This window comes from Actinomadura sp. WMMB 499, assembly GCF_008824145.1.
Lineage (GTDB): Bacteria > Actinomycetota > Actinomycetes > Streptosporangiales > Streptosporangiaceae > Spirillospora.
In genome coordinates this window covers 7,650,284-7,676,875 of record NZ_CP044407.1, presented here as the reverse complement: position 1 = coordinate 7,676,875, position 26,592 = coordinate 7,650,284, and the positions used below count along the sequence as shown (strand labels likewise).

Annotated in this window: 26 protein-coding genes; 9 read left to right on the top strand and 17 right to left on the bottom strand. The window is 73.9% G+C overall.

From position 1 onward, the window contains the following. Window positions 1-44: 44 nt before the first annotated feature. The 8 genes from truB to rimP all read right to left on the bottom strand — a co-directional run bounded on the left by truB (window position 45) and on the right by rimP (window position 8,595). Complete coding sequence (gene truB, locus F7P10_RS34925) at window positions 45-917, bottom strand: tRNA pseudouridine(55) synthase TruB (protein WP_151016095.1); 873 nt, start codon at window positions 915-917, stop codon at window positions 45-47. 53 nt (window positions 918-970) lie between these two features. Next, the gene (locus F7P10_RS34920) at window positions 971-2,161 is read right to left on the bottom strand and encodes a bifunctional oligoribonuclease/PAP phosphatase NrnA (protein ID WP_254716177.1); all 1,191 of its coding nucleotides are present in this window, start codon (window positions 2,159-2,161) and stop codon (window positions 971-973) included. Next, window positions 2,158-2,682, bottom strand: coding sequence for a 30S ribosome-binding factor RbfA (gene rbfA, locus F7P10_RS34915; protein WP_151016093.1), 525 nt, complete (start codon window positions 2,680-2,682; stop codon window positions 2,158-2,160). Before rbfA ends, F7P10_RS34920 begins: the two co-directional genes overlap by 4 nt. Window positions 2,683-2,736: 54 nt before the next feature. Continuing rightward, on the bottom strand, window positions 2,737-3,045 hold the full coding sequence (locus F7P10_RS34910; protein WP_254716176.1) for a DUF503 domain-containing protein: 309 nt from the start codon (window positions 3,043-3,045) through the stop codon (window positions 2,737-2,739). 352 nt (window positions 3,046-3,397) lie between these two features. Continuing rightward, complete coding sequence (infB, locus tag F7P10_RS34905) at window positions 3,398-6,469, bottom strand: translation initiation factor IF-2 (RefSeq protein ID WP_151016091.1); 3,072 nt, start codon at window positions 6,467-6,469, stop codon at window positions 3,398-3,400. 141 nt (window positions 6,470-6,610) lie between these two features. Continuing rightward, a complete protein-coding gene (locus F7P10_RS44875; protein WP_254716175.1) occupies window positions 6,611-6,814 on the bottom strand; it encodes a YlxR family protein in 204 nt (67 codons plus the stop codon). Window positions 6,815-6,899: 85 nt separating this feature from the next. Further along, window positions 6,900-8,015, bottom strand: coding sequence for a transcription termination factor NusA (nusA, locus tag F7P10_RS34895; protein WP_151018470.1), 1,116 nt, complete (start codon window positions 8,013-8,015; stop codon window positions 6,900-6,902). A gap of 25 nt (window positions 8,016-8,040) precedes the next feature. Then, window positions 8,041-8,595 carry a ribosome maturation factor RimP gene (gene rimP, locus F7P10_RS34890; protein ID WP_368077498.1) on the bottom strand — a complete coding sequence of 185 codons (555 nt, stop codon included), beginning with the start codon at window positions 8,593-8,595 and terminating at the stop codon, window positions 8,041-8,043. 395 nt (window positions 8,596-8,990) lie between these two features. On the opposite strand from rimP, the gene F7P10_RS44870 reads away from it, so the two are divergent. From F7P10_RS44870 to F7P10_RS34870, 3 genes are all read left to right on the top strand, one after another. Beyond that, the gene (locus F7P10_RS44870) at window positions 8,991-9,974 is read left to right on the top strand and encodes a DUF4439 domain-containing protein (RefSeq protein WP_254716174.1); all 984 of its coding nucleotides are present in this window, start codon (window positions 8,991-8,993) and stop codon (window positions 9,972-9,974) included. A gap of 91 nt (window positions 9,975-10,065) precedes the next feature. Then, complete coding sequence (locus tag F7P10_RS34875) at window positions 10,066-10,563, top strand: hypothetical protein (RefSeq protein WP_151016084.1); 498 nt, start codon at window positions 10,066-10,068, stop codon at window positions 10,561-10,563. A gap of 132 nt (window positions 10,564-10,695) precedes the next feature. Beyond that, window positions 10,696-11,754, top strand: a complete 1,059-nt coding sequence (locus tag F7P10_RS34870; RefSeq protein ID WP_151016082.1) for a TRM11 family methyltransferase — start codon at window positions 10,696-10,698, stop codon at window positions 11,752-11,754. A 15-nt stretch (window positions 11,755-11,769) separates the two neighbouring features. Here the strand turns inward: F7P10_RS34870 and F7P10_RS34865 are convergent, their stop codons facing one another. Continuing rightward, entirely contained in the window at window positions 11,770-12,468 is a 699-nt protein-coding gene (locus tag F7P10_RS34865; RefSeq protein WP_151016080.1) for an HAD family hydrolase, read from the bottom strand. Window positions 12,469-12,570: 102 nt separating this feature from the next. Between F7P10_RS34865 and F7P10_RS34860 the strand changes: the two genes are divergently transcribed. The 4 genes from F7P10_RS34860 (at window position 12,571) to F7P10_RS34845 (ending at window position 16,867) form a co-directional block, all read left to right on the top strand. Next, window positions 12,571-14,136 carry a hypothetical protein gene (locus tag F7P10_RS34860; RefSeq protein ID WP_151016078.1) on the top strand — a complete coding sequence of 522 codons (1,566 nt, stop codon included), beginning with the start codon at window positions 12,571-12,573 and terminating at the stop codon, window positions 14,134-14,136. Between the two features lie 38 nt (window positions 14,137-14,174). After that, window positions 14,175-14,447 (top strand): hypothetical protein, encoded by a 273-nt coding sequence (locus tag F7P10_RS34855; RefSeq protein WP_151016076.1) that lies wholly within the window; start codon window positions 14,175-14,177, stop codon window positions 14,445-14,447. 274 nt (window positions 14,448-14,721) lie between these two features. Next, a complete protein-coding gene (locus F7P10_RS34850) occupies window positions 14,722-16,119 on the top strand; it encodes an FAD-binding oxidoreductase (protein WP_151016074.1) in 1,398 nt (465 codons plus the stop codon). 163 nt (window positions 16,120-16,282) lie between these two features. Further along, entirely contained in the window at window positions 16,283-16,867 is a 585-nt protein-coding gene (locus tag F7P10_RS34845; protein ID WP_151016072.1) for a flavin reductase family protein, read from the top strand. 40 nt (window positions 16,868-16,907) lie between these two features. Here F7P10_RS34845 and F7P10_RS34840 read toward each other — a convergent pair whose 3' ends face one another. From F7P10_RS34840 to F7P10_RS34820, 5 genes are all read right to left on the bottom strand, one after another. Further along, window positions 16,908-18,134, bottom strand: coding sequence for an ROK family transcriptional regulator (locus F7P10_RS34840; protein WP_151016070.1), 1,227 nt, complete (start codon window positions 18,132-18,134; stop codon window positions 16,908-16,910). Then, the gene (locus F7P10_RS34835; RefSeq protein ID WP_151016068.1) at window positions 18,131-18,889 is read right to left on the bottom strand and encodes an ATP-binding cassette domain-containing protein; all 759 of its coding nucleotides are present in this window, start codon (window positions 18,887-18,889) and stop codon (window positions 18,131-18,133) included. The genes F7P10_RS34840 and F7P10_RS34835 overlap by 4 nt, the downstream gene beginning before the upstream one ends. Before the next feature lie 188 nt (window positions 18,890-19,077). Continuing rightward, window positions 19,078-20,361: a sugar ABC transporter permease gene (locus F7P10_RS34830; protein ID WP_151016066.1), complete on the bottom strand. Its 1,284-nt coding sequence runs from the start codon at window positions 20,359-20,361 to the stop codon at window positions 19,078-19,080. A gap of 11 nt (window positions 20,362-20,372) precedes the next feature. Next, complete coding sequence (locus F7P10_RS34825) at window positions 20,373-21,158, bottom strand: ATP-binding cassette domain-containing protein (protein ID WP_151016064.1); 786 nt, start codon at window positions 21,156-21,158, stop codon at window positions 20,373-20,375. Between the two features lie 108 nt (window positions 21,159-21,266). Then, complete coding sequence (locus F7P10_RS34820) at window positions 21,267-22,349, bottom strand: sugar ABC transporter substrate-binding protein (protein WP_151016062.1); 1,083 nt, start codon at window positions 22,347-22,349, stop codon at window positions 21,267-21,269. Window positions 22,350-22,937: 588 nt separating this feature from the next. Here F7P10_RS34820 and F7P10_RS45190 point away from each other — a divergent pair. Next, on the top strand, window positions 22,938-23,069 hold the full coding sequence (locus tag F7P10_RS45190; protein ID WP_302851391.1) for a hypothetical protein: 132 nt from the start codon (window positions 22,938-22,940) through the stop codon (window positions 23,067-23,069). Between the two features lie 33 nt (window positions 23,070-23,102). Here F7P10_RS45190 and F7P10_RS42885 read toward each other — a convergent pair whose 3' ends face one another. Continuing rightward, window positions 23,103-23,402 (bottom strand): hypothetical protein, encoded by a 300-nt coding sequence (locus F7P10_RS42885; RefSeq protein ID WP_176611782.1) that lies wholly within the window; start codon window positions 23,400-23,402, stop codon window positions 23,103-23,105. Between the two features lie 155 nt (window positions 23,403-23,557). Between F7P10_RS42885 and F7P10_RS34810 the strand changes: the two genes are divergently transcribed. Then, complete coding sequence (locus F7P10_RS34810; RefSeq protein ID WP_151016060.1) at window positions 23,558-24,604, top strand: hypothetical protein; 1,047 nt, start codon at window positions 23,558-23,560, stop codon at window positions 24,602-24,604. A gap of 9 nt (window positions 24,605-24,613) precedes the next feature. Here F7P10_RS34810 and F7P10_RS34805 read toward each other — a convergent pair whose 3' ends face one another. Beyond that, the gene (locus F7P10_RS34805) at window positions 24,614-25,684 is read right to left on the bottom strand and encodes a zinc-binding dehydrogenase (protein ID WP_151016058.1); all 1,071 of its coding nucleotides are present in this window, start codon (window positions 25,682-25,684) and stop codon (window positions 24,614-24,616) included. A 162-nt stretch (window positions 25,685-25,846) separates the two neighbouring features. Next, window positions 25,847-26,530, bottom strand: coding sequence for a peptidyl-tRNA hydrolase (locus F7P10_RS34800; protein ID WP_151016056.1), 684 nt, complete (start codon window positions 26,528-26,530; stop codon window positions 25,847-25,849). Between the last annotated feature and the right edge of the window lie 62 nt (window positions 26,531-26,592).

The following is a 26,592-nucleotide window of genomic DNA, read 5'->3' as shown; positions in this document are numbered from 1 at the left end:
GGCCGCCCGGGTCAGCGGGCGCCCGAGGCAGCATGCACGGGCGCTCAGGGAACGAAGACCGCGAGGGGCTTGGCCGCGCGGCCCTCCTCCTCGACCAGGGCGAGCAGCGCGCCGTCGGGACCGAACACTCCGACCGGCCCCGGCCCGAGCCCGGCGGCCGGAAGCCGTCCCCCGTGCGCGACCTTGCGGGCGTCGTCCGCCGACACGTCCCGGCGCGGGAACGCCGCCGCGACCGCCTCGCCCATCGGCAGGATCTCGAGCTCGGCCGCCAGCTCGTCCAGCGTGCGGGCCGCGCCGAGGTCGTAGGGGCCGACGCGGGTGCGGCGCAACCGGGTGAGGTGCCCGCCGCAGCCGAGGGACGCGCCGAGGTCGCGGGCCAGCGCGCGGATGTAGGTGCCGGACGAGCAGGAGACCGTGGCGTCGACGTCGATCAGGTCGCCGGCGCGCCGCACGCCGGTCACGGTGAACCCGTGCACGGTCACCGGACGGGCCTTGAGCTCGACCTCCTCGCCCTTGCGGGCCATCTTGTACGCCCGCTCGCCGTTCACCTTGATCGCGCTGACCTGCGGCGGCACCTGCTCGATCCGCCCGGTCAGCGCCGCGACGCCCGCGTGCAGCGCCTCGTCCGGCACCGCCGCCGCGGGCGCCGTCGCGGTGATCTCGCCCTCGGCGTCGTCGGTGTTGGTCGACTGCCCGAGGCGGATCGTCGCGTCGTAGCCCTTCTCGGTCAGGGCGAGGTGGCCCAGCAGCCGGGTCGCCTTCCCCACACCGAGGACGAGGACGCCCGTCGCCATCGGGTCGAGCGTGCCCGCGTGCCCGACCCGGCGGGTCTTCGCGAGCCGCCGCATGCGGCCGACGACGTCGTGCGATGTCCAGTCCGCCGGCTTGTCGACGATGACGAGCCCCGAGTTCTCCACGCGCGCTCCGATCCCATGGCCCCGGCCGGGGGGCGGCTGCTCCGGTCGAGGGGTCAGGACGGGCGGACGGCCTCGCCGGGCGGGCGCAGCGCGCCGCGCAGCCGGTCGATGATGGCGGCCGGCTCCGCGCCCGTCGTGAACGCGGCCGCGGTCCGGTGCCCGCCCCCGCCGAGCCCGACGCAGGCGCGGCCCACGTCCACCGCGCCCTTGGAGCGCATGGACACGTACCAGTCGCCGTCGTCGTTCTCCTTGCACACGACCGCGACCTCGGCCTCGTCGGTGCGGCGGAGCTGGTCGATGACCCCTTCGAGCTGATCGTAGGGGACGTCGCGCGCGTCCCGGTCCGCCCGCGCGATCGTCGTCCACACCAGGCCGCGCCCGCCGGCGGCGTCGCGCTCCAGCCGGGCCCGCGCCAGCGCGCCCGCCAGCACCTGCAGGTAGCCGAACGGCGCCCGGTCCCACAGCTCGCGGCTGACCGCCTCCGGCCGGACGCCCGCGGTGAGCAGCCGTCCCGCCAGGTCGTGCACCTCCGGGGTGGTGCACGGGTACTTGAACGAGCCGGTGTCGCTCGCGAGCCCCGCGTACAGGCCCTGCGCGATGTCCCCGTCGAGCGGGACGCCGAGCCGCCGGATCAGCTCCTCGACCAGCACCGCGGTCGCGGCGGCGTCCGGGTCGACCAGCCGCACGCCGCCGAAGGCGGTGTTGGACGCGTGATGGTCGACGACGATCAGCGCCCCGGCCCGGTCGGCGTGCCCGGCGAGGCAGCCCAGCCGGGCGCGACCCGCCGCGTCCAGCGAGATCATCAGCCGCGGTTCCGCCGGCAGCCGTCCGGGATGGACCAGCAGGTCCTGTCCGGGCAGGAACCGGAGGATGCCGGGGACGGCGAACGGCTCGCCGAACGAGGCGAGGCACCGCTTGCCGAGCGCGCGGAGCGCCTGCCCCAGCGCGAGCATCGAGCCGAGCGCGTCCCCGTCCGGGACGACATGGCAGGCGAGGACGACCTCGTCGGCCGCATTGATCAGCTCGAGCGCCTTCTCCCACTCCAGGTCGCCGGCGTCGGGGTCCGCGGGCGCGCCCGCGCCGTTCCCCGCGGCGAGCGCGCGGGGCACGACGTCGTGCCCGCTCCCGTGGCCGCCCTGGCCCGCCCGGTACCCGCCGGCCGCGCGGCCGCCCGCGACGTGCGGCGGCCACCCGTGCGGCCGCCCCGCGCCCGGCGCGACCGCACGATCGTCGGCGGCGGTCACGACGGCGAACGCCGGGACGGGCCGTCCTCGCCGCCGAACGCGGCCCCGTCGCCGGACTCGCCGCCCGGCCCGTCGTCCGGTTCACCGTCCGGTTCGCCTTCGTCGGCGGGCTCGCGGTAGGGGTTGGCGTCCCCGGCGTGGGACGCGCTCTGCGCCGCGCGGGCGACCTCGGCGTCCCGGGCCCGCGCCTTGGCCAGCAGGTCGTCGATGTGGGCGGCGTTCTCCATCAGGGAGTCCATGACGAAGGTGATGCTCGGCGTGTGCCGGATCCCGGTCTTCTTGCCCACCTCCGACCGGATCACGCCCTTGGCGCTCTCCAGCGCGGCCGCCGTCTCGGCGCGCTCGCCGTCCGACCCGTACACCGTGTAGTACACGGTGGCGTCGCGCAGGTCGTTGGTGATGCGGGTGTCCGTCACGGTCACGAAGCCGAGCCGCGGATCCTTGATCCGCCGTTCCAGCATCTCGGCCACGATCTGCTGGATGCGGTCGGCGAGCTTGCGCGCCCGAGCTGCGTCCACCATGATCGCACTCCCTTTCCATAGTCCGGCGAGGGCCGTGTCCCGGCCGTCGCCGGATCAGTCCTCGTCGTTGAAGAGCCGCTGCCTGGACGACAGCAGCTCGATCTCCGGCCGCCCGAACACCAGGCGCTCGCACTGGTCGAGCACCTCCGTGCAGTTGGCCGCGGTGCCCGAGACCACGGCGATCCCGATCTCCGCCCTGCGGTACAGGTCGTTGTCGCCGGTCTCGGCCACGGCCACCCCCGGGAAGTGCTTGCGCACCTCGGCGATGATGGGCCGGACCACGGACCGCTTCTGCTTCAGCGACCGCACGTCCCCCAGCAGCAGGTCGAGTGTCAGCGCGCCCACGTACACCTGATCGATCACCTCGGGATCTCTCACATTGAACGACGGCGATGAGCCGCCGTGTTCCCGGCCCGACCTCCGCCTTCGGCGCGGCCCGGACCGGACATGGCAGACGCCAGGCTACGAGATGCGCCTGGCGTCATGTCACCGTTTTTCCGTCCGGTGATCTTCCCCCGGACACCTCGCACCGGTCCCCGCGGAAGAGCCCGCCCGGACGGAAGAGCGACGAGCCCGCGGGACGGACGGAGCGATCCCTCCGGCCCCGCGAGCTCACGGGGGCGCGCCGTCCCGGCGGGCCCCGACACGGGCGTCTGCCCGGACCGCGCGGGTCCGGGCAGACGGCCGTTCGACTCTCGTCCCGTCTCCGGGTGCGTCAGTCGCGGGGCTTCTCCCGCATCTCGAAGCACTCGATGACGTCGCCGAGCTTGATGTCGCTGTAGCCCACGCCGATACCGCACTCGAAGCCCTCGCGGACCTCGGTGGCGTCTTCCTTGAAGCGGCGCAGCGACGACACCGTGAGGTTGTCGGCGACCACGACACCGTCGCGGATGAGCCGGGCCTTGGCGTTGCGCTGGATGTGGCCGGAGGTGACCATCGAACCGGCGACGTTGCCGATCCGCGGCACCTTGAAGATCTCGCGGATCTCCGCGGTGCCGAGCTGGGCCTCCTCGAACTCCGGCTTGAGCATGCCCTTGAGGGCCGCCTCGATCTCCTCGATCGCCTGGTAGATGACCGAGTAGTACCGGATGTCGACGCCTTCGCGGTCGGCGATCTCCTGCGCGTTCCGCTCGGGACGCACGTTGAAGCCGATGATGACCGCGCCCTCCTCGGACGCCAGCGACAGGTTGACGTCGTCCTGCGTGATCGCGCCGACGCCGCGGCGGATGATCCGCAGGCTGACCTCGTCGCCCACGTCGATCTTGAGGAGCGAGTCCTCCAGCGCCTCGACCGAACCGGACACGTCGCCCTTGAGGATGAGCAGCAGCTCTTCCCGCTTGCCCTGCTGGAAGTCCTTGAACAGTTCCTCGAGGGAGCTGCTCTTGCGGCTGCGGAGCAGTTCGGCGTTGCGCTTGCGCGCGACCCGCTTGTCGGCGATCTGCCGGGCCACCCGGTCGTCGTCGACGACCAGGAAGTTGTCGCCCGCGCCGGGCACGGCCGCGAGGCCGAGCACCAGCACCGGACGGGACGGGCCCGCCTCCTCGACGTTGTTGCCGTTCTCGTCGAGCATCGCCCGGACGCGGCCGTTGGCCACGCCGCAGACGATCGAGTCGCCGACCCGGAGCGTGCCGCGCTGCACCAGCACGGTCGCGACGGCGCCCCGGCCCTTGTCCAGGTGGGCCTCGATGGCCGAGCCCTGGGCGGGCATGTCGGGGTTGGCCTTCAGGTCGAGCTCGGCGTCCGCGGTCAGGATGATCGACTCGAGCAGGCCGTCGATGTTGAGGCCCTGCTTGGCCGAGACGTCCACGAACATGGTCTGCCCGCCGAACTCCTCGGCGACCAGGCCGTACTCGGTGAGCTGCGCCCGCACCTTGTTGGGGTCGGCGCCCTCGACGTCGATCTTGTTGACCGCGACCACGATCGGCACCCCGGCCGCGGTGGCGTGGTCGATCGCCTCGGTCGTCTGCGGCTTGACGCCGTCGTCCGCGGCGACCACCAGCACCACCAGGTCGGTGGTGTCGGCACCGCGGGCACGCATGGCGGTGAACGCCTCGTGACCCGGGGTGTCGATGAAGGTGATCTTGCGCTCCTGCCCGTCGACCTCGGTCTCGACCTGGTAGGCGCCGATGTGCTGGGTGATGCCGCCGGCCTCGCCCGCCTGCACGTTGGCGTGCCGGACGGCGTCCAGCAGCTTGGTCTTACCGTGGTCGACGTGGCCCATGACGGTGACCACCGGCGGACGGGCCTGGAGGTGTTCCTCGCCGCCCTCGTCCTCGCCGTACTCGATGTCGAACGACTCGAGCAGCGCGCGGTCCTCGTCCTCGGGGCTGACGACCTGGACGTCGAAGTCCAGCTCGAGCCCGAGCGCCTGCAGGTCGTCGGGGTCGACGGACTGCGTCGCGGTGACCATCTTGCCGAGGTGCATCATGATCGCGACGAGCGACGCCGGGTTGGCGCCGATCTTCTCGGCGAAGTCGGTCAGCGAGGCGCCCTGCGGCAGCCGGATGGTCCGGCCGTTGCCGCGCGGGGCGGAGACGCCGCCGACGGCGGGCGCCTGCATGTTCTCGAACTCTTGACGGCGCGCGCGCTTCGACTTGCGCCCGCGTGCGGGACGTCCGCCGGGACGGCCGAACGCGCCCTGCGTGCCGCCGCGACCGCGACCGCCGCCACCGGGCCGGGGACCGAACCCCGGACGGCCGCCACCGCCGCCGCCACCGCCGCCGCGCGGACCGCCGAAGCCGCCGCCGGGACGGCCGCCGCCGCCACCGCCGCCGGGACGGCCGCCGCCACCGGGGCGTCCGCCGCCACCGGGACCGCGGCCGCCGCCACCGGGGCCGCCGCGGCCGGGGGCCGCGGGACGCGAGGACGGCATGTTCATCGGGCTCGGCCGCGGGCCGCCGGGACGCGGCGGCATGCCGCCCGGGCTCGGGCGCGGGCCGCCGGCACCGGGGGCGCCGCCGGGACGCGGGCCCGGACGCGGACCGCCCGCCGGACCGCCGTCACGGCCGGGACGGTCGCCGCGCTCGCCGCCCGGCCGCGGGCCGGGACGCGGGCCCGGCTTGGGCGCCTGGCCCATGCCGCTGGCGTTCGAGCTGAACGGGTTGTTGCCGGGACGCGGACCGCCCGGTCCGCGACCGCCGCCACCAGCGGGGCGCGGGCCGGGCCGCGGGCCCGGCTTGGGCGCGCGGGGACCCGGCTTCGGGCCGCCGGACGGCCGTCCGCCGCCCTGACCGCCCTGGCCGCCGCCCTGACCGCCGCCTTGGCCGGCTGGACCGGCGGGACGCTCGCCGCGGTCGGTGCGCTCACCGGCCGGCGGGGCGCTCGGGCCCTGCGCGGCGGCCGGGGGCGTCACCGGCTGGCTCGGCGCCGGCGGGACCGGCGGGCGCGGGCCCGGCTTGGGGGCGCCACCGCCGGCGGGACCGGGCTTGGACGCGCCCGCACCCGGACGCGGGCCGGGGCCGCCGGAACCACCGGGGCCGCCCGGACCGCCGGGGCCGGGACGGGGGCCCGGACGCGGACCCTGCGAACGTCCGTCGCCGCCGGGCGGGCCCGGACGCGGCGCGGACGGGCGCGGCGGCGAAGGCTTCTTCGACGCGACGCGCTTGTCCCCCTGCTTGGAGGAGGAAGAACCATTCTGAAAGGCTTCGGTAAGCCTGCGTACGACCGGCGCCTCGATCGTGGAGGACGCCGAACGAACGAACTCGCCCATCTCCTGGAGCTTGGCCATGACGACCTTGCTCTCGACTCCGAACTCCTTGGCGAGCTCGTATACCCGGACCTTCGCCACTGCACTCCCTACTCGGTCCGGGGGTGCGGCCTCCGGACCGTCGCTAACTTGCCGTACTCATCGCGGCGTGCTCATCGAGCGCTCATAGCAATCTCGACCTGCTTCCCGACTAGACGTCGCTTACCGTTCGGCCATGACCGTTCAGCCATCCTGCTGCTGCGCGGCCCGCTCCGCAACCCGCGCCCGCAGCACACCGGCGTCGAGCGGCCCCTGAAGGCGGAACGCCCTGGGGAACGCCCGGCGTCGCTCTGCGAGCTCGAGGCACCCCGGATCGGGATGCAGATGCGCACCCCGGCCCGGCATCCGCCCGCGCGGATCGGGGACGATCACGCCCTCGACCGCCACCAGGCGGAGCAAGTCGGACTTGGCCGTGCGAACCCGGCAGCCCACACACGTTCGAATGGAGGCCGCCCGGCCACTTTTCAAGAGTCTACCGCGCCGAGGCGTCGGCGGGACCTGTCGCATGGTCTCCTGACGTAGAAGATCCGGATCCGCCCGGCCCGGCGGCCTTCGGGGGCGTTCGCGATCCCGCGTCACCGCGGTCCTCGCCCGGCGCCCCGCCCCGGGAGCCCGCTTCCCCGCCGGCCCCGGCGGGCTCGGTGTCGGACCGGATGTCGATCCGCCAGCCGGTGAGCCGGGCCGCGAGCCTGGCGTTCTGCCCTTCCTTGCCGATCGCCAGGGAAAGCTGGTAGTCGGGCACGATCACCCGGGCGACCCGGGCGTCCGCGTCCACGACCTCCACACTCGAAACACGGGCGGGGGACAGCGCATTCCCGACGAACTCGGCCGGATCCTCCGACCAGTCCACGATGTCGATCTTCTCGCCGTGCAGCTCGGTCATCACGTTGCGGACGCGGCCGCCGACGGGCCCGATGCAGGCGCCCTTGGCGTTCACCCCGGGCTTGCGCGAGCGCACCGCGATCTTCGTGCGGTGCCCGGCCTCCCGGGCGATCGCCGCGATCTCCACCGTCCCGTCCGCGATCTCCGGGACCTCGAGGGCGAACAGCTTGCGCACCAGGTTCGGGTGGGTGCGCGACAGCTGCACCGACGGGCCGCGGTGGCCCTTGCGGACCTGGACGACGTAGGCGCGCAGGCGCTCGCCGTGCCCGTAGCGCTCTCCCGGCACCTGCTCCTGCGGCGGCAGCACCGCCTCGATCTTGCCGAGGTCGACCAGCACGTTCCGGGGGTCCTGGCCCTGCTGGATGATGCCGCTGACGATGTCGCCCTCGCGGCCCGCGTACTCGCCGAACGTCAGTTCGTCCTCGGCGTCGCGCAGCCGCTGCAGGATGACCTGCTTGGCGGTGGTCGCCGCGATGCGACCGAAGCCGGTCGGGGTGTCGTCGTACTCCCGGAGGGCGGTGCCCTCCTCGTCGGTCTCGGTGGCCCAGACGGTGACGTGCCCGGTGCTGCGGTCCAGCTCGACGCGCGCCCGCGGCGCCGCGCCCTCGGTGCGGTGGTAGGCGATCAGCAGGGCGTCTTCGATGGCCTTCACGGCCACCTCGAGCGAGATGTCCTTCTCGCTCTCCAGGCCCCGCAGGGCCGTCATGTCGATGTCCACGAGGTTCCCCCCTCTAGTCCGGCTCAGCCGGTGAACGCGTTTCCTCGGCCGCTCCGGGCGGCGGAGTCTTGAACTCCACCTGGACGCGGCCGCGCCCCAGCTCGCCGAGGCCGAACCGGCGCCGCCGGGCGTCCGGCCCGGCGGTCCTCGACCCAGCGGACGTGCCGTCGCCGCCCGCACCGGCTCCCTTCTTCCGGCGCGGCTCGGCGACCTCGATCTCGACGGCCTCGTCGTCGGCCGCCACCACCCGCCCCTCGACCCGGCCGCCGTCGGCCAGCGGGGCGACGACCAGCCGGCCGACGGCGCGGCGCCAGTGCCGCGGCTCGGTCAGCGGCCGGTCGACCCCGGGCGAGGTCACCTCGAGCACGTACGGCGAGGCGCCCATGACGTCGGAGCCGTCGAGAAGTCTGGAGGCCGTCTCGCTCAGCGTGGCGATGTCGTCGAGCCCGACGCCGCCGTCGGCGTCCACGACGACCTTGACCAGCCGGCGGCGGCCCGCCGGCCGGACGTCGAGGTCCTCGAGATCGAAGCCGGCCTCGGCGACGGCCGGTTCCAGCAGCCGCCGCAGCTCGGCGGCGGCGGCGTCCCGGGGCGGGCGCGCCGCCGCGTCGGGGCGGCGGTCGCGGCCCCCGGCGTCCTGCGTCCGGCCCTTCTGCTCACGGCCCCCATGGGCGCGGCCCCTGCCGGGGCGGCCGCCGCCGGCCGGACCTCCGCGGGACTCGACGCTCATGGCCCCTCCTCGTGTTGTACTGGCGTCACCGTGTGTCCGCTGACCCTTCAAGACTATCGACAGCCGGAGACCGCAGCGGTCTTTCGGACAGGTCACCGGCGCGGCGGATGTGAAATGCTGGTAGCGGCCCGCAGGCGGCGTCCGGAGCGCCGGACCCGCGGTCCTCCCCTGCACACCCCCCACGTGCACCTCCACGTGCACGCACACCTCCACCACCGGGTGAGGAGAATCCCTTGCCACAGGCCGTACCACCCGGCGGCGTGCGGCGCCGGGCGCTGCTCGGGGGCGCGGCCGCGCTCGTCCTGCCGCTGCTGTCCGGCTCGCTGGCGGGGTGCGCGGCGGAGGCGTCGGCACCGCGGCGGGGAATGCCCGCGCTGGTGCGCGCCATCGCCGCCGAGCAGAACCTGATCGCCTCCTACGAGGCGGCGCGCGCCGCGACGCCCGGTCTCGCCGGTGAGGTCGATCCCGTCCTGGCGCGGCACCGCGAGCACCTGAGGGTCCTGCGGAACCACTACGTGCCGGGGTCGGGCGATCGCAGGCACGAGGGCGGCGCGATCCCCTCCCCCAGCGCGGTTCCCGTCCCGTCCGGACGCGACGCGGCGCTCGGGGCGCTGCGCCGCGCGGAGGGACGGGAGGCCGTCGCCCGCGCGGCCGACACCGCGCACGTCGAGCCCGGCCTGGCCCAGCTGCTCGCGAGCATCGCGGCGTGCGAGGCCGGGCACGCGCGGACGATCGAGGGCGGGCCGGCCCCCGTCCCGGCCGGGTCCGGTGCGCCCGCCCTGCAGGGCGCGCTGGCCGCCGAGCACGCGGCCGTCCACGGGTACGGGGTGCTCGGCGGGCGGCTGACCGGGGGCCTGCGCGCGACCGCCAAGGGCATCTGGGAGGAGCACCGGTCGCGGCGGGACGCGCTCGTGTCGGTCATGTCCGCGGATCCGGTGGCCGCGGCTCCCGCCTACGAGCTGCCCGTACAGGTCACCGACGCCCGCAGCGCCGCGCTGCTCGCGGCGGCGCTCGAGCGCGACCTCGTCCCCGCCTACGTCGGGCTGGCGGGCGCTCCTGCCCCGGACCTGCGGGTGTTCGCCGCCGACGGGGCGCTGCGGGCGGCGGCGCGGGCCGCGCGCTGGCGGGACCGGGGTAAGGCGGCGGCGCCGGCGGACGCGTTCCCCGGGCTCCCGGACGCGGCGCTGGCGCCGCGGCCCGTTCCCGGCGACCGGTGAGTGATCTTCCGCACTGCGGGGAACCAACCGGCCCTGGACGGGCGTTGCACTCTGTGCCACTGGACCACTCGGGGGAGGAGCCCAGAAGAGCATGACCACTCCGCACAGCGGCGCCGCGAGCGCCCTCGACGAACTGCGGGCCGCCTACCACGAGCAGCTGAACCGGCTGGCCGCCGAGCGGGACGAGGCGCGCCGCAACGCGCGCCGCGCCCAGGCGCAGGCGGACGTGGCCCGCGCCGACCTCGCCAGCCTGCAGAGCCGGGTCGCCGAACTGCTGACGGCCGCGTCCCGCCACCTGCCCGACCTGCAGCCCCTGGAGGCCCCGCGGGCCCCGGCCGCCGAACCCGCCGCGCTGGAGACCGGCGGCGACGGGCGGGCGGCAGGGCCCGAGGCGCGGGCCGACGTGCGGGCTGACGTGCGGGCCGACGTGCGGGCCGACAGTGCCGCACCGGACGCGCCGGACGCGCCCGTAGGCGATGCCTCCGGCGAGATCCCGACGGTCGAGGGACGCGTGGTCCAGGCGCCCGACCAGCCGTCGGGCCGTCCCCGCACGGGCCGCTCCAAGCGCCGCCGCATCGGCACCGGCTGACGCCCCGGTCGCGCGGGCCCGGACGTCCGGGCCCGATCGTCCGGATCCGATCGTCCGGATCCGATCGGCCGGGCCGACCGCCCGCGGTCCGCATGGTCTCGGGCGGTGGCCTGCGCTGTTACGCTCCTTCGGATGACCGCGTACGGCCTTCTCGTCTCCCCCTCGCACAACCGGGTCTACTCGCAGGCCGCCGCCGAACTGGTGCGGGCCGAGCTCGCGGTGTTCGGCGAGCGGGCGCTGGGCGGGCGGATCGGCGGCATCGGGGAGCGCTCGATCGGCGGCGTCCCCTACGTGACGTTCGAGGCCGACGGGCTGGACGGGCGGGACGTGCGGCTGCTGTCGAACCTGTCGTCGCTGTACGCGCTGTTCGAGATCCGCGACGGCGACCTGCTGAAGCCGGTGACGGTCGAGCCCCTCGACCTGTTCGGCAGCGACCTGCTGACGATCCAGAAGTACTCCGGGAAGACGAACGAGCACTTCACGAAGCTGCTGCTGAACGTGACGGCGATGGCCACCGACTCCCCCGCGGACCTGGTGACCGGGCGGCCGCGGGTGCTCGACCCGATGTGCGGCCGGGGCACGACCCTGAACCAGGCGATGATGTACGGCTTCGACGCCGCCGGGATCGACCTGGACGGCAAGGACTTCGACGCGTACGCGGCGTTCATCAAGACGTGGCTGCGCAACAACCGGGTGAAGCACCAGGCGGAGGTGTCGAACATCCGGCGCGAGAAGTCGGTGGTCGGGCGGCGCCTGCACGTCACGCTCGGGGCGTCCAAGGAGCGGTACAAGAGCGGCGAGACGATCGACATCACGGTGGTGAACGCCGATTCGCTGGACGCCGGGCGGTTCTTCAAGCCCGCGGCGTTCGACCTGATCGTGACGGACGCGCCGTACGGCGTCCAGCACGCGAGCCGTCCGAAGGGCGGCCGGCCGGGGCGGCGGCAGGAGCTGTCGCGGAGCCCGGTGGAGCTGCTGGCCGCCGCCGTCCCGGAGTGGGCGCGGCTGCTGCGGCCGGGCGGCGCGATCGGCATCTCGTGGAACACCTTCGTGGGGCGCCGGGAGGACCTGGCCGAGATCCTCGCGGGGAGCGGCCTGCGGGTGGCGGACTCCGAGCCCTACCTGCGGTTCCGGCACCGCGTCGACCAGGCGATCTCCCGGGATCTGATCGTCGCCGCCAAGCCGTCCTAGCTCACCGCCGCCTGGTCACCACCGTTCGAGGTGCGGCAGCAATTCGTCGAGTTCGTGGATGAGCGCGTCCGGCGGGGTGAGGCCGGGCCGGGTGAACGCGTGGGTCGTCTGGTGGTGGATCTGGACGGCCCGCAGCCCGAGCGACTTGGCCCCGTGGACGTCGTCGTAGGGGCGGTCGCCGACGAAGACGCAGGACGCGGGGTCGGTGACGCCGACGGCGTCCATCGCGGCGCGGAACGCCTCGGCGTGCGGCTTGGTCCAGGGGATCTCGCTGGAGTAGACGGCGCCGTCGATGAGGTCGAGGACGTCGTCGCGGGCGAAGACGCGCTCGTGCCAGTCACGGCCGCACATGGTGTTCGACAGGACGCCGACCTTGATGCCGCGGTCGCGGAGGGTGCGGAACAGGCCGGGGACGGCCGCGTCGGTGAGGGTGTGCGGGGTCCAGGTCTCGAAGTGGGTCTCCAGGAGCGCCTCGGTGAGCTCCAGCCCCGCGGCCGCCATGTCGAAGACGTCGCCGAGGGTGGCGCTGCGGTGCTCCTCGCTGCCGCGCCGCCACAGCTCCAGCTCCGCCTCGAGCAGCGCGGCGGCGGCCTTCTCGGCGTCGTCCGCGGGCAGGTGGGCGGTGCAGATGGCGCGCCACATGTCGCCGAGGTCGATGTCGTGCCAGGGGGTGAGGGTGCCGCCCCAGTCGAAGATCACTGCTTTTACTGCCATGCGGGGATGGTAACCATCCGGGGACCCGGGACGATCACTTTTACGATGCGGTGAACGTCCCGGCGGCGCGAACGGGGCGACGTCCTGACGAGGAGTTGCCCGATGCGCAGATCCCTGCTCGCCGCCGTGCTGCCGGTCGCCGTGGCCGCGGCGCTGCTGCCGGCCGCCCTGCCGCCGTCCGCGGCGCGCGCGGACACGATCCCCGACGGTCCCGGCACGGGCCTGGTCCCCGAATTCGTCGGCGGGCCCGCGGTGCCGCGGCCGCTGCCCGGCGAGCCGATCCCCGCGAACCCGCACATGGGCCCGGTCGGCAGGTCGTCCATGCACGCCGACAGCCACGCGTCCGACACCTACCCGTTCCTCGGGCCGCTGGGCCGGAACCCGGAGGTGCTGGACGAGGCCAAGGGCGGCGGGCTGCCGGGACTGTGCTCGACGGTGACGTTCGCGAAGAAGAGCGGGCTGATCGTCGCGCAGTGCACGCGCGGGCAGAACTTCATGCTCCGGCTGATCGATCCGAGGACGCTGCAGGACCTCGCGACCTTCCAGCTCCCGCCGCGCTCGTCCACGGTCCGGGCGGTGTTCTCGCTGAGCCTCGACGAGATCTTCACCGACACCTCCGGCGGGGCGTACTACTACCTCGACCCGCAGGACCGCGCGGTGCTCGCCGACTCGGAGTTCCATCTGCGCCGCTTCGCGCACGAGAAGGGCCCGGACGGGCGTTGGCGGTTCAAGGTCGTGGACGACTGGGATCTGAGCCCGTACCTGCCGCACGACTGCGCGACGTGGACGAACCCGTGGCCGAAGGGCGAGTGCGACCCGATCACCGCGGTCGGGCCGGACTGGACTGGCCTGATCTGGTGGGTCACGCGGGGCGGCCGCATCGGGACGGTCGATCCGGAGTCGGGGACGGTGCGGGTGACGCGGCTGGCGGGCGAGCAGATCCAGAACTCGTTCGCCGCCGGGGAGGACGGCGTCTCGATCGTGTCCGACCACGCCCTCTACAAGATGCGGGCGGACGGGACCGGGATGCCGTCGGTCGTCTGGCGCGAGACCTACGACCGGGGTTCGGGCCGCAAACCGGGGCAGATCGACCAGGGTTCGGGGACGACGCCGACGCTGCTCGGCGACGAGTACGTGGCGATCACCGACAACGCCGACGACCGGATGAACGTGGTCGTCCGGCGCCGCGACGACGGGAGCCTCGTCTGCACGGAGCCGGTGTTCGGCAGCGGGGCGAGCGCGACCGACAACTCGCTCGTCGGGTACGGGAACAGCCTGTTCATCGAGAACAACCACGGCTACCGCAACTTCTTCGAGCTGCCGCCGGGCGGTTCGTCGACCGGCGGGCTCGCCCGCGTCGACGTGAACGCGGGCGGGTCGGGCTGCCGCACCGTCTGGACGAGCGCCGAGCGTTCGCCGTCGACCGTCCCGAAGGTGTCGGTCCCGGCCGGGCTGCTCTATGTCTACACCAAGGAGCCCCGCCGCGACCTCATCGACGCCTGGTACCTCACGGCGATCGACGTCCACACCGGACGGACGGTCTACAAGGTGCTGACGGGCACGGGCAAGTGGTTCGACAACAACTGGGCGCCGGTGACGCTCGGGCCGGACGGCACCGCGTTCGTCGGCGTGATCGGCGGGCTCGTCGCCGTCCGGGACCGCCGGTAGCGCCGCATAGGGCGCCGGACTGCGGGAACACCGGAGGCATGAGGCAGCGCAACCCTGGAGAGGACCGAGACTTCCGCGCGGACATGGACGACATGGGCGACGACGAGCAGGCGGAGGAGATCGCCCTGACCGAGCAGTACGTCCAGGATCCGCCGGAGGAGCACGTCATCGAGGAGCCGGACCAGGACCGGGACGGGCTGAGCGTCGCCGAGTACGACGAGCAGGCCGCCCGGGAGGGCGAGGACGAGCGCTGGCCCGACCGGGACGGCCCCGCCGAGTCGGACGCGGTGAACCCGACGAACCGCCCCTGAGAACCGCGCCCGAGAGCCGCCCCCGAGAAACGCCGGGGGCGGCTCTCGGAGCGCCCGGGGGGCTCCGCGCGACCGGCCCCCATCGCGGAACTTTGACCCAGACAGTCCCAAATGCCCCTTAAGTCGGTTTCTGTCACGAAGGGGCGGGCAGGGCGGCCTGCGTACCGGCCTGAGGCGGGACGCGCGACGACGCCGGAGCGGGCACTCCCCCGGAGTGCGGCCGGAGGGCCGCCGGAGTCCGGCCGTACGGCCCGACTCGTCTTGGGAGAACGTGATGAAGAGCTCGACCATGGCGGCGATGCGCTCCAGCCTGCGCGGACCGGTCATCGATCCGCGGGACGCCGCGTACGCCGAGGCCCGCAAGGTCTACAACGCGATGATCGACAAGCACCCGGCCGCGATCGTGCGGTGCGCGGACGCCGCGGACGTCATGGCGGCGGTGGCGCTCGTCCGCGACCACGGGCTGGAGCCGGCCGTCCGCGGCGGCGGGCACAGCGGCCCCGGGCTCTGCCTGGTGGACGACGGCGTCACCATCGATCTGTCGCCGATGCGCTGGACACGGGTCGATCCCGCCGCCCGGACGGCCGAGGTCGGCGGCGGCGCCCTGCTCTCCGACCTCGACCACGCGACCCATGCCTTCGGGCTCGCCACCCCCGCCGGGATCGTGTCCTCGACCGGAGTCGCGGGCCTCACCCTCGGCGGCGGGCACGGCTACCTCACCCGCAAGTACGGGCTGACGGTGGACAACCTGCTGTCCGCGGACGTCGTGCTGGCCGACGGGCGCTTCGTCACCGCCGACGAGAACGAGCATCCCGACCTGTTCTGGGCGCTGCGCGGCGGCGGCGGCAACTTCGGGGTCGTCACCTCCCTGACCTACCGGCTCCATCCGGTGGACACGGTTGGGGTGGGGATCACCGTGTGGCCGGTCGGCCTCACCCGCGAGGTGCTGGCCTGGTACCGCGAGTTCCTCCCCCGTGCGCCCGAGGACGTATACGGCTTCTACACCATGTTCGTCATCCCGCCGGCCCCGCCGTTCCCCGAGGAGATCCACGGACGGACGATGTGCGGCGTCGTGTGGTGCCACACCGGCGATCCGGGCCGCCTCGAGGAGACGTTCCGGGAGATCTTCGCCTCGATCGGGGATCCGGGACCGCCCGCCTTCCACTTCGCGTCGCCCATGCCCTACCCCGCGCTGCAGAGCATGTTCGACGAACTGATCCCCTCCGGCTACCAGTGGTACTGGCGCGGCCACTTCTTCGACCGCATCCCCGACGGGGCCCTGGACGTCCACCTCGAGTACGGCGAGAGGGTGCCCACCCCGCTGTCGCTGATGCACCTCTACCCGGTCGACGGCGCCGCCCACCGGCCGGGCCGGGACGACACCGCCTGGAGCTACCGGGACGCCGTCTGGTCGGGCGTCCTCGCCGGAGTCGACCCCGATCCGGCCAACGCCGAGATCATCCGGCGGTGGTGCGTCGACTACTGGGACGCCCTGCTGCCCTACTCCATGGGCGGCTCGTACGTGAACTTCATCGGCGCGGGCGAGGGCCCCGAACGGGTCCTGGCGACCTACCGCGACCACTACGACCGGCTCGCGGAGGTCAAACGGACCTACGATCCGGACAACTTCTTCCACGCGAACCAGAACATCGAGCCGGCCCCGCGCCCCTGATCCCGGCGCGAAGCCCCTTCCTCTCGGACCGCCGACCTAGGCCCTACCAGGACCTTTGACGGAGTTCGTCCCCTTTGGGAATCAGTGTCCCCGGTGATCGGCTGTACTGGACGTGCCCGTGCACGGTCCACAGCGTGCGCCCCCGAGAGAAGGGACCGGCTCGATGCCCGACGGAGCCGCCGCTCCAGCCCCGGTGACCGGCCCGCCGGTGACGGACTCCCCGCCGACCGGCCCGCCCACGGACGCCCCGACCACGGACGCCCCGACCACGGAGCCCGACGGCGCGCGGTTCCGTTCCGTGCTGGGCCGGTTCGCGACCGGCGTGGTCGCGATCACCGCCATCGAGCCCGGCACCGGACGCCCCGCGGGCCTGGTGGCGAACTCCTTCACGTCCGTCTCGCTCGACCCGCCGCTCGTCGCGTTCTGCATCGCGCACACCAGCCGTACGTGGCCGCTGCTGCGCGATGCCGGGCGGCTCTGCGTCAACATCCTCAGCGAGCCGCAACTCGAGGTCTCCGAGCGGCTCGCGGTCCGGGGCGACGACAAGTTCGCCGGCATCGCGTGGACGCGCACCCCCGGCGGCGCCCCGCTGGTCGAGGGCGCCCTCGCCTGGATCGACTGCTCGGTCGAGCGGGAGCATCCCGCGGGCGACCACGCGATCGTCGTCGCCCGCGTGCACGACCTCGGCGCCCGGGGGGACGGCGACCCGCTGATCTTCTACCGGGGCGGGTACGGCGGCATCGCCTGACGCAACGCCCCACGCGGGCGGCCGGACGGGCTGAGTACGGCTAGACGGGCTCGCTCTCCGGCGTCCGCAGCCGGGCCAGCACCTGCACCGGGTCGGCGAGGACCTCGGCGAACGCGAACTCGGCGGCGCCGACGAGCGTCGTGTCGTCGCCCAGCGCGGCCGTCCGCAGCCGGACCTTGTCGCGCGGCGCGGCCAGCGCGCCCTGCGCCAGCACGCTGCGGACCTGCGCGGCCGCCCCCAGGTAGATGTCGCGGAGCGTCCCGCCGAACACCACCAGTCCCGGGTTGAAGACGTTGACGAGGTTGGCGACGCCGAGCCCCAGCCAGGTCCCGACCCGGTGCAGCGCCTCGCGGGCCACGATGTCGCCCCGGTCGGCGGCGTCCACGACGGCCCGCACCGCCTCCCGTCCGGCCTGGTCGGGGCGCTCCTCCCGGCCGGCGTGGAACAGCAGCGTCCGCTCCCCCACCTCGGCCTCCAGGCAGCCCTTCGCCCCGCAGGCGCAGCGCCGCCCGCCCGGGTTGACGACCATGTGCCCGACCTCGCCGCCGAACCCCTCGTCGCCGCCGAGCAGCCGCCCGCCGACGATGATCCCGCCGCCGACGCCGACGTCGCCGTGCAGGTAGATCAGGTTGTCGCAGCCCACCCCGGTGCCGCGCTCGTGCTCGGCGAGCGCGCCCAGGTTCGCGTCGTTGCAGACCGACACCGGGATGCCGAGGCCGAGGCGGCGGGACAGCGCGTCGCCCAGGTGCAGGTCGCCGACGTCGAGGTTCGGGCCGAACATGATCGCGTCGTCGGCGCGCCGCACCGTCCCCGGGAAACCGAGGGCGGCGCCGACGCAGACCGCGTCCCGCTCCGCCTTGCGGACGAGCGAGCGGGCGCCCGCGACGAGCGTGCCGAGCAGCTCGGCCGGGTCGGAGTCGCGGGCCCGGCGGCCCTCCCGCCGGTCCAGGATGACCCCGCCGAGACCCACCCGGGCGACGACGAACCGGTCCACCGCGACCTCGAACGCCAGCACGTACACGCGCGTCGACTCGGGACGGACGACGAGCGACGGGCGCCCGGCGCGGCGGCCGGGGCCGCGCGGCAGCTCCTCGCGGACGAGCCCGGCGGCGGTCAGATCGGACGTCAGCGCCATGATCGTGCTGCGGTTGAGGCCCAGCGACTCGGCGAGGGTCGCGCGGGACGCGGGTCCGCGCAGGTGCACGAAGCGCAGCAGCGTCCCGAGGTTGTGTCTCCGGACGTCCTCCTGCGACGGTCCCGCCCTCATCGGCGCAGCCCGAGGTCGCCGCTGACGCCCGAGGTGATCAGTTCGACGACCTGCCGGTGCGTCACGTCGGCGGTCCGCACCTGCGCGGCCGTCCGGCCGAGGTAGAGGGCGCAGATCCGGTCGGAGACGGCGAACACGTCGTTCATGTTGTGCGAGATCAGCACGACCGCGAGGCCGCGGTCGGCGAGCCGCCGCACGATCTCCAGCACCTGCTGGGCCTGCACGACGCCGAGCGCGGCCGCGGGCTCGTCCATGACGACGACCTTGCAGTCCCACAGGACGGCGCGGGCGATGGCGACCGTCTGCCGCTGCCCGCCCGACAGGTTCGACACCCGCCGCCGCACCGAGTCGACCGTCCGGACCGACAGCCCGGACAGGGTGCGGCGGGCCATGTCCTCCATGGCCTCCTCGTCCAGCGCGAGGCCGCGGCGCCGCTCCCGGCCGAGGAAGAGGTTCTCGACGATGTCGAGGTTCTCGCAGAGCGCGAGGTCCTGGTGGACGACCTCGATGCCGAGGGACGAGGCCGCGCGCGGGCTGCCGAGCCGCACCGGGCGTCCCTCGAAGCGGTACTCGCCGCGGTCGATCGGGTGGATCCCGCCGATGCACTTGACCAGGGTCGTCTTGCCGGCGCCGTTGTCGCCGACCAGGGCGGTGACCTCGCCGGGGTACGCGGCGAAGGAGACGTCGTGCAGCACCTTCACCGAACCGAAGCTCTTGTCGATGCCGCGCAGGTCGAGAACCGGAGTTCTGGACATCCCGTCGGGCTCCCACCGTGCCGCGCCGCCGCGTCCCGCGCGGCCGTGGACGCCGAGCGTATCAGCGCCCGCCCACGGTGCGGAAACGCCCGAGGGCCCGTCCGGGGCCGGGAGGCCGGACGGGCCGAAGGGCGCGACCGGGGAGCCGGCGGCGCGGGCCATCGGCTCCCGGCGGTCGCCGGGGCGGGTCATCTGCCCGCGGCGCTGCGCCGGCGCCGGGCCAGCGCGTCGATGCTCGCGGCGAACAGCAGCACGACGCCGGTGATGAGGAACGTCAGGTACGCCGACGTCCCGATCAGCCCGAGCCCGTTCTTGATCATCGCGATGACCAGGCCGCCGAGGATCGCGTCCCGCGCCTTGCCGCGCCCGCCGAACAGGCTCGTCCCGCCGATCACCGCCGCGCCCACCGCGTACAGCAGCGTGTCGCCGCCGCCCGCCGCGGTGTTGACCGACATGAGCCGGGACGCCGCGACGATGCCGCTGACCGCCGCCAGCCCCGAGCCGATCATGAAGACGGAGATCCGGATGCGGGTGACGTTGATGCCGGCCCGCCGCGCGGCCTCGGGGTTGCCGCCGACCGCGTAGATGTGCCGTCCGAACGGCGTCCGGGTGAGGACGAACGTGCAGATGATCAGCAGGACGCCGACCAGCAGGACGCCCCACGGGACACCGGCGACCACGGCGATCGGGCTGGGCGCGCGGTCGACGCTCAGCACGGCGGTGCCGACCAGCAGCGCCGCGGCGATCGCGCCCGCCTGCAGCAGGACGAGCTGCAGCGGGCGGGAGTGCAGTCCCCCGGAGCGCTGCCGTTGCCAGCGCAGCAGCTGGATCCCGGCGTAGCCGGCCGAGCAGGCGATGGCGAGCGTCCAGCCGAGCCAGATCGGCATGTTGCGGTTGGCGAGCGCCACGATGACGTCGTCGCGGACGGCGACCGTGCCGCCCTCGCCGATCAGCCACAGGATGATGCCCTGCAGGCCGAGGAAGAACGCCAGCGTGACGACGAACGAGGGGATCCGGACCACCGCGACCAGCCAGCCGATCACGGCGCCGATCACGATCCCGACCGCGACGGCGCTGAGCACCACGACCGGCCAGGCGTACCCGGCGTCGGTGAGCAGCTTGGCCATGACGGCGGCGGTGACACCGCTGGTCACGCCCGCCGACAGGTCGATCTCGCCGAGCAGCAGCACGAACACCAGGCCCATCGCGAGCAGCGAGATGGGCAGCGCCTGCGTGAACAGGTTCGCGATGTTGGTGTTGCTGAGGAACGTGTCGGGCTTGAGCGCGGTGAACAGCACGACCAGCGAGATCAGGCCCAGCGCGGCGGGCAGGGCGCCCAGCTCGCCGGACCGCAGGCGGCCCCAGTAGTCGAGCAGCGCCGTGCGCAGGTCGTGCTCGCGCAGGTCGGTGGCGAAGTCCGAGTCCGCCAGCTTCACTGCGGTCTTCTTGCCTTCGGGGATTTCGGTGGACACCTGGCGCCCCTTCAGATGTTCTCGGCGGCGGTCGTCGGCGCGAGGCCGAGATCGCCGGAACGGCCGGCGGTGATGAGCTCCACGACCTGGCCGTGGGTGACCTCGGAGCGCGCGACGTCCGCCGCGACCCGTCCGAGGTACAGGGCGGTGATGCGGTCGGCCACCTGGAACACGTCGTTCATGTTGTGCGAGATCAGCACGACGGCGTGGCCGGTGTCGGCGAGCCGCCGCACCAGGCCCAGCACCTGCTCGGTCTGCGCGACGCCCAGCGCGGCCGTCGGCTCGTCCAGGATGACGACCTTCGACTCCCAGAGGGCGGCCTTGGCGATCGCGACCGTCTGCCGCTGCCCGCCGGACAGGTTCGACACCTGCTGCCGCACCGACTTGACCGTCCGCACCGACAGCCGGGCGAGGGTCTCCCGGGCCGCCTTCTCCATCGACGCCTCGTCCAGCACGGCGAACTTGCGCCGCTCGCGGCCGAGGAACATGTTCTGCACGATGTCGAGGTTGTCGGCGAGCGCGAGGTCCTGGTAGACGACCTCGATGCCGAGGTCGGCGGCGGCGCGCGGGCCGTCGATGGACACCGCGCGGCCCTCGAACTCGATCCGGCCCGAGTCGACGGGGTGGATCCCGGCGATGCACTTGATGAGGGTGGACTTCCCGGCGCCGTTGTCGCCGACCAGGGCCATCACCTCGCCGCGCCGCACGGCGAAGTCCACGTCGTGCAGCACGTGGACGGGGCCGAAGCTCTTGTTCAGCCCGGTCAGGCGCAGTACGGGGTCACCGTTGTCTGCCACGTGTTTCCTTCCAGGGGTCGTGCCCGTGGCGGGCCCCCACGCGTCCCGGGGTTCCGGGCACCCGGGGCGCTCTCGGGGAGCGGGGCCCGCCACGAGGTCAACGGGGCGTCACTGGACGCCGGCGTCCTTGCACTTCTGCGCGTAGGCGCCCGCGCACAGCTCCGCGGCCTTCACGAAGCCGTCGTCGACGACCTGCTTGATGTTCTCCTCGGTCACGGAGATCGGCTCGAGCAGCACCGACGGCACGTCCCGGTTGCCCTTCGGGTCCTTGACGGTGCCGTTCGTCTCGCCCTTCTCACCCTTGAGCAGCGACACCGCGAGCTTCGCGGCGGCGTCCGCCTCCTGCTTGATCGGCTTGTAGACGGTCATGCACTGGTTGCCGTCCAGGATGTTCTGGAGGCCCTGCAGCGTCGCGTCCTGGCCGGTGACGGCGACGTCCCCGGCGGCCCGGTTCTTCTTCAGGATCGAGATGACCGCGTTGCCGATGCCGTCGTTGGCGGCGAGCACGCCGTCGATCTCGCCCTTCTGCTCGGTCCACATCTGCTCGAAGATCGTGGCGGCGTTCTCGGCCTTCCAGTCCGGAACGGCCTGCTCGGCGACCTTCTTGTAGTTGGAGACCTGGTCCAGGACGCCGTGGTAGCCCTGCGAGAACAGCGTCGCGTTGTTGTCGGTCGGCGCGCCGTTCAGGTAGACGATGTTGGACGCCTCGTCACCGAGGCACTGCTGGAGGCCCTTGCCGAGCGCCTCGCCCACCTTCACGTTGTCGAACGACACGTAGTAGTCGGAGACGCCGCCGAGCGTGAGCCGGTCGTAGTCGATCGTCGGCACGCCGCGGTTCTGCGCCAGGCGCTGCACGGCGGCGGCGGAGTTGGAGTCGATGCCGTCCACGACCAGGACGGTGACGCCGTTGGTGAGCATCTGCTCGGCGATCGTCTGGAACCGCTGTGCGGAGCCCTCGGCGTTCTGGATGTCGTACTCGACGCCGGCGGCCTTGAACGCCTCCGCCAGGTACGGACGGTCGAAGCTCTCGTAGCGGTCCGAAGACGTCGTGTCGGGCAGGATCACACCGATCTTGCCCTCGGCAGCACCGGTCGAGGCGTCACCGGAGTCGTCCCCGCACGCGGTGAGCGACGTCAGCGACACCGCCGCGGCGGCGGAGGCCGCCGCCAGGCGGAGGATCCCCTTGCGCATTGCCCGGGTCCTTTCTGGGGGGTCGGCCGCTAGGTGCACGGCCTCGGGGGTTTTCTCCGCCGGTGTGCGGGCCCGTCCTCCACCGGCGTGAATGTTGTGCCCCGCAACTTATGTCGCGATCGGCCGTCGCGCCAGACCCCGGTGCCGGTTGATTTGTTGTTGGCAGTAACAATCAAGTAACACGAGGGAAACCGCACGCGACGGGCGAACGACCTGATCAAGCCGATGACCGGCCAGGACGCCAGATTGTTCGCCGGGTCAACATTCCCCGGCCCCGCACCGTCGTACAGCGTCATTCCGGGCACAGCGGGCGGATCGAGTGGAAGCGGCGGCATGCCGGAGGGCTCTGAGAGGGGTCCGGACGGCACGAACACGGAGCCGCATCGATGGCGGCAGGGGATTCCGGTGCCGGGCACCTCATCGACGCGTTGTGCGGCCGGTGGGAGGCGCGCGCGGCGGCGCCCGACCGCGAGGACGCCGTGCCCTCCCGATCCTGGCGGCGGTCGGCAAAGGCGGCGTCCCTGAGACCGGCGACCTCCGGGCCCGGCCGCGCATGGTCCCGACCGTCGGCGGTGGTGGGCGCTCGGCGTGCGGCCGCTCACGCCCGCGGAGTTCCGCGCGGGCAGGCGGCGGGCCGAGGCCATGGCGGGTGCCCTCACCCCGGTGACGGTCGATGAGGGCAACGCCTACGAGTACCGCCCCACCACGTGGTTCCGCTGAGGCGCCCGGTCAGGGGCCCGGTCAGGGGCGCGGTCAGGGGCGCGACGCCAGCACGCCCGCGATCCGGTCGGCCGCCCCCGCGGTGTCGTCGGCGAGCGTGATGCGCTCGGACCACGACCACCAGAACCACCACCCGTCGGCGTCCTGCTCCACCAGGATGTTCTCGGTGAGCGCGGACGCGTCGGGGTTCGCCACGTGCAGGGCGGGCGACTGCCCGCGGGGCAGCGTGAGGCGCACGCGCAGCCCGCGCGCGACCAGCTCGTCGCCGAGCTCTTCCAGGTATTCGATCCGCGACTTCGTCGGCGTCGCGGGCTCCGTTCCGTCAGGCGTCATCCTCGTTTCCTTCATGGATTCCGGCGGCCCGACGAGGAGTCACCTTTCCGTGTCGGGGCCCGGTGTGCAAGCACTTCGGGCAGGTCAGCCGGACGCGCCGCCACGAGCGGGCGGCACGCGTCGACGGGCGGCACGCCATCCGGGATATCTTGCGCATGGCAGACGGCAAGCGGCGAGATGGGGGCGATGACGTGGGCGGCGCCGAGGCGGAGCGGACCCGGCCGGATCAGCGGCTGCCGGAGCGCGACGGTGCGCCGGAGGAGTCCGCGACGGCCGAGGACGCGGCCCGCGAGGAGCCCGGCGACGAGCGCGTCGCCGGGGAGACGCTCGTGGACGACCCGTCCCCGCGGGTGCCGGCCGAGGGCTGGACGGCGGAACTGCCCGCACCGTCCGAGGGCGGCGACGAGACCGACCGGACCGAACCGGACGTGGAACCGTCATCGGACGCGGAGGGGGACGGGGACGCGAAGCCGGTGCCGGAGGCGGACGCGACCCGGCCGGCGCCGCTCCCGTCCGTCCCCCGGTCGGCCGGGACGCCCGAACCGGAGGCCCCGGGGGACGCGACGACGCCCGCTCCGCCGCCCGCGCCCGAACCCGCGGCGCCCGGGCCCGCGCCGTCCGTCCCGGCACCGCGCCCGGGCCCGGCTCCCGAGCCCGCGCCGCCCGTGCGGGGCGGGACGGGCGGGGCGGCGGCCGGGCGCGGGGAGAGCCCGACGTGGCACCGGCAGCACTACACCGTCGGCGCGTTCCTCCTGGCCTACGGAGTGATGAGCCTGATCAGCGGGACGCTGCTGTGGGGCGACCGGCGCGAGGAGATCGGGGACTACTTCGCGTCCGGGCCGTCCGGGCCGATCCTCGTCCTGGCGAAGGCGGTGCAGGCGGTGCTCGTCCTGGTCACCGTGGCGGCGATCGCGCGCCGCCGCGACACCTGGTTCGTGCCGCCGCTGGCCGGGTGGATGGCGGGTTTCGCGCTGTTCGCCGTCCTGGACGTCTACACCGCGCGGTGGGGCGGGCTGCTGGAGCACCTGCTGTATCTGGCGGGCTTCGTGGTTCTGCTCTTCCTGTCGTACGGGCTGAGCGCGAAGGCGCAGGTCGGCGGCGCGGCGCGGGCGTCCGTTCCGGGGCAGGGCCCGGGGCCGGAGGGGCTGACCAGGACGCAGGAGCTGGCCCTCGCGGCGATCAACCGGCTGCCGCGCCGCTGACCCGGTTCGTCACGGGATGACGACGATCTTCGCGTGCCGGTCCGGGCGGGACAGTTCGGTGAAGGCGTCCGCGACGCCGTCCAGCCCGACGGTGCCGGTGATGATGGACGCGGCGTCGATCCTGCCCTCGGCGATGTCGGTCAGGGTGGCGCCGTACTCGGCGGGCAGGGCGCCGAACGTGCCGCGGATCGTCAGCTCCTTGCTGACCGCGACGCCGGGCTCGATCTCGTCCGGCTGCATGCACACGCCGACCACCATGATCGTCGAGCCGGCGGGGGCGCCCTCGACGGCGCGGGCGAGCATGCCGGGGACGCCGACGCACTCGAACACCACGGCCTCCCGCACGTCGAGCCCGAGCAGTTCCGCGGCGATGCGGTCGACGGTGCCGGTGGGGACGCCGAGGTCCGCCCACCGGTCGTAGGGGGATCCGGCGGCGGGGTCGATCACCTCGTCGGCGCCGAGGCCCGCGGCGAGGGCGCGGCGCTTCGGGGAGAAGTCCACGGCGATCACGGGGCCGTGGCCGCGCGCCTTGAGGGCGGCGACGACGCCGAGCCCGATCGGGCCGAGGCCCAGCACGACCGCGACGGCGCCGGGCGCGATGCCGCTGCGGACGACCGCGCGGGTGCCGACGGCGAACGGCTCGGTGATGGCGGCGGTCCGGGGGTCGAGGCCGTCCGGGACGGGCAGCGTCAGGCCCTCGTTGAGGATCATGTACTCGCCGTACCCGCCGGGATAGGCGGGCGTGTAGCCGATGATGCCCGCGCCCTGCGGCCCGATGCCGATCGGCGGCCCGCACACGGCGGCGCCGACCGGGAGCCTCCGCTCGGTGCCGGGGCCGTGCTCGACGATCTCGCCGGCGAACTCGTGCCCGAACACGAGCCCGTCGCGGGGGTCGTGGGGATTGCCGCCGGAGCGCCGGGTGGTCTCCATGAAGGCGTCCGGGTCCTGCAGGGCGTGCAGGTCGGAGCCGCAGATCCCGCAGGCGAGCGTGCGGACGAGCAGTTGCCCTTCCTGCGGGACCGGGTCCGGCACCTCGGTCACGATCATGGTCTTGTCGTCGGTGGTCAGCACTGCGCGCATCCGCGGCCTCCGGATCCTGCGGCGAACGGTCCGTGAACGGAACGGAACCACGTTCCGCGCCCGCGCGATACCCCCTTGCACCACTGATCACTGGCAGCTTTTGTGTGCGGGGCGACAGGGAAACGGGGCGCCCCGCGGGCAGGGGCCCGTCGGGCCCCTCTGTCAGCGGACGATCCAGGCGATCGCGGTCATCGTGCCGGGCGGGACCTCGGTGAAGCCGCCGTCACGGACCGCGACCCGATCCCGCCCCCTCGCCTCCTTCACGCACGCGCGCCACGGGACGTCCCGCGTCAGGTGCACGCGCGCACCGGCCTCGAGCCACGCCGCCACATGCCGGCGCTTCCCCTGGCGCAGCAGCAGCTGGGCGGCGTGCCCGCACTGCGCCGCGGCCTTCCCCGTGGTCATCGTGACGTCCGGGTTGAGGGCGATCGCCGCGTAGGGAGGCTCGGGCGGCGGTGCCGGCTCGCCGGCCTCCGCGAGATCGAGCCCGGCGACCTGCAGCTTCGCCAGCTCCGGCGGGACGTCCGACACGGGCCCGGGCGGGAACGCCCGCACCTGGGCGCCCGCGTGCCGGGCGGTGACGCCCGGCAGCGCCTGCGCCTCCGGCCAGCGGACGCCCCGCGCCCGCCGCGTCACCTTGCGGATCCGGCGCGACTCCCACGCGTGCACGGACGCGCGCCACTCCCCGTCCGGCTCCGTCGCCCGCGGGTCGGTGAGCAGCCGGACGACCGCCGCCGCGGCCGCCGCGCAGACGGCGCCGTGCGCGGGCGGATCGGCCTTCTCGGCGCGGACCACCAGCTGCATGGCCCAGGGCGGGTCGTCGAGGGGATCGAAGTCGGGTCGCACGACTGGAGTATTCCAAACCCGATCCAATGCCCCGCACGCGACTTTCCGCCGCAGGTAGTGGG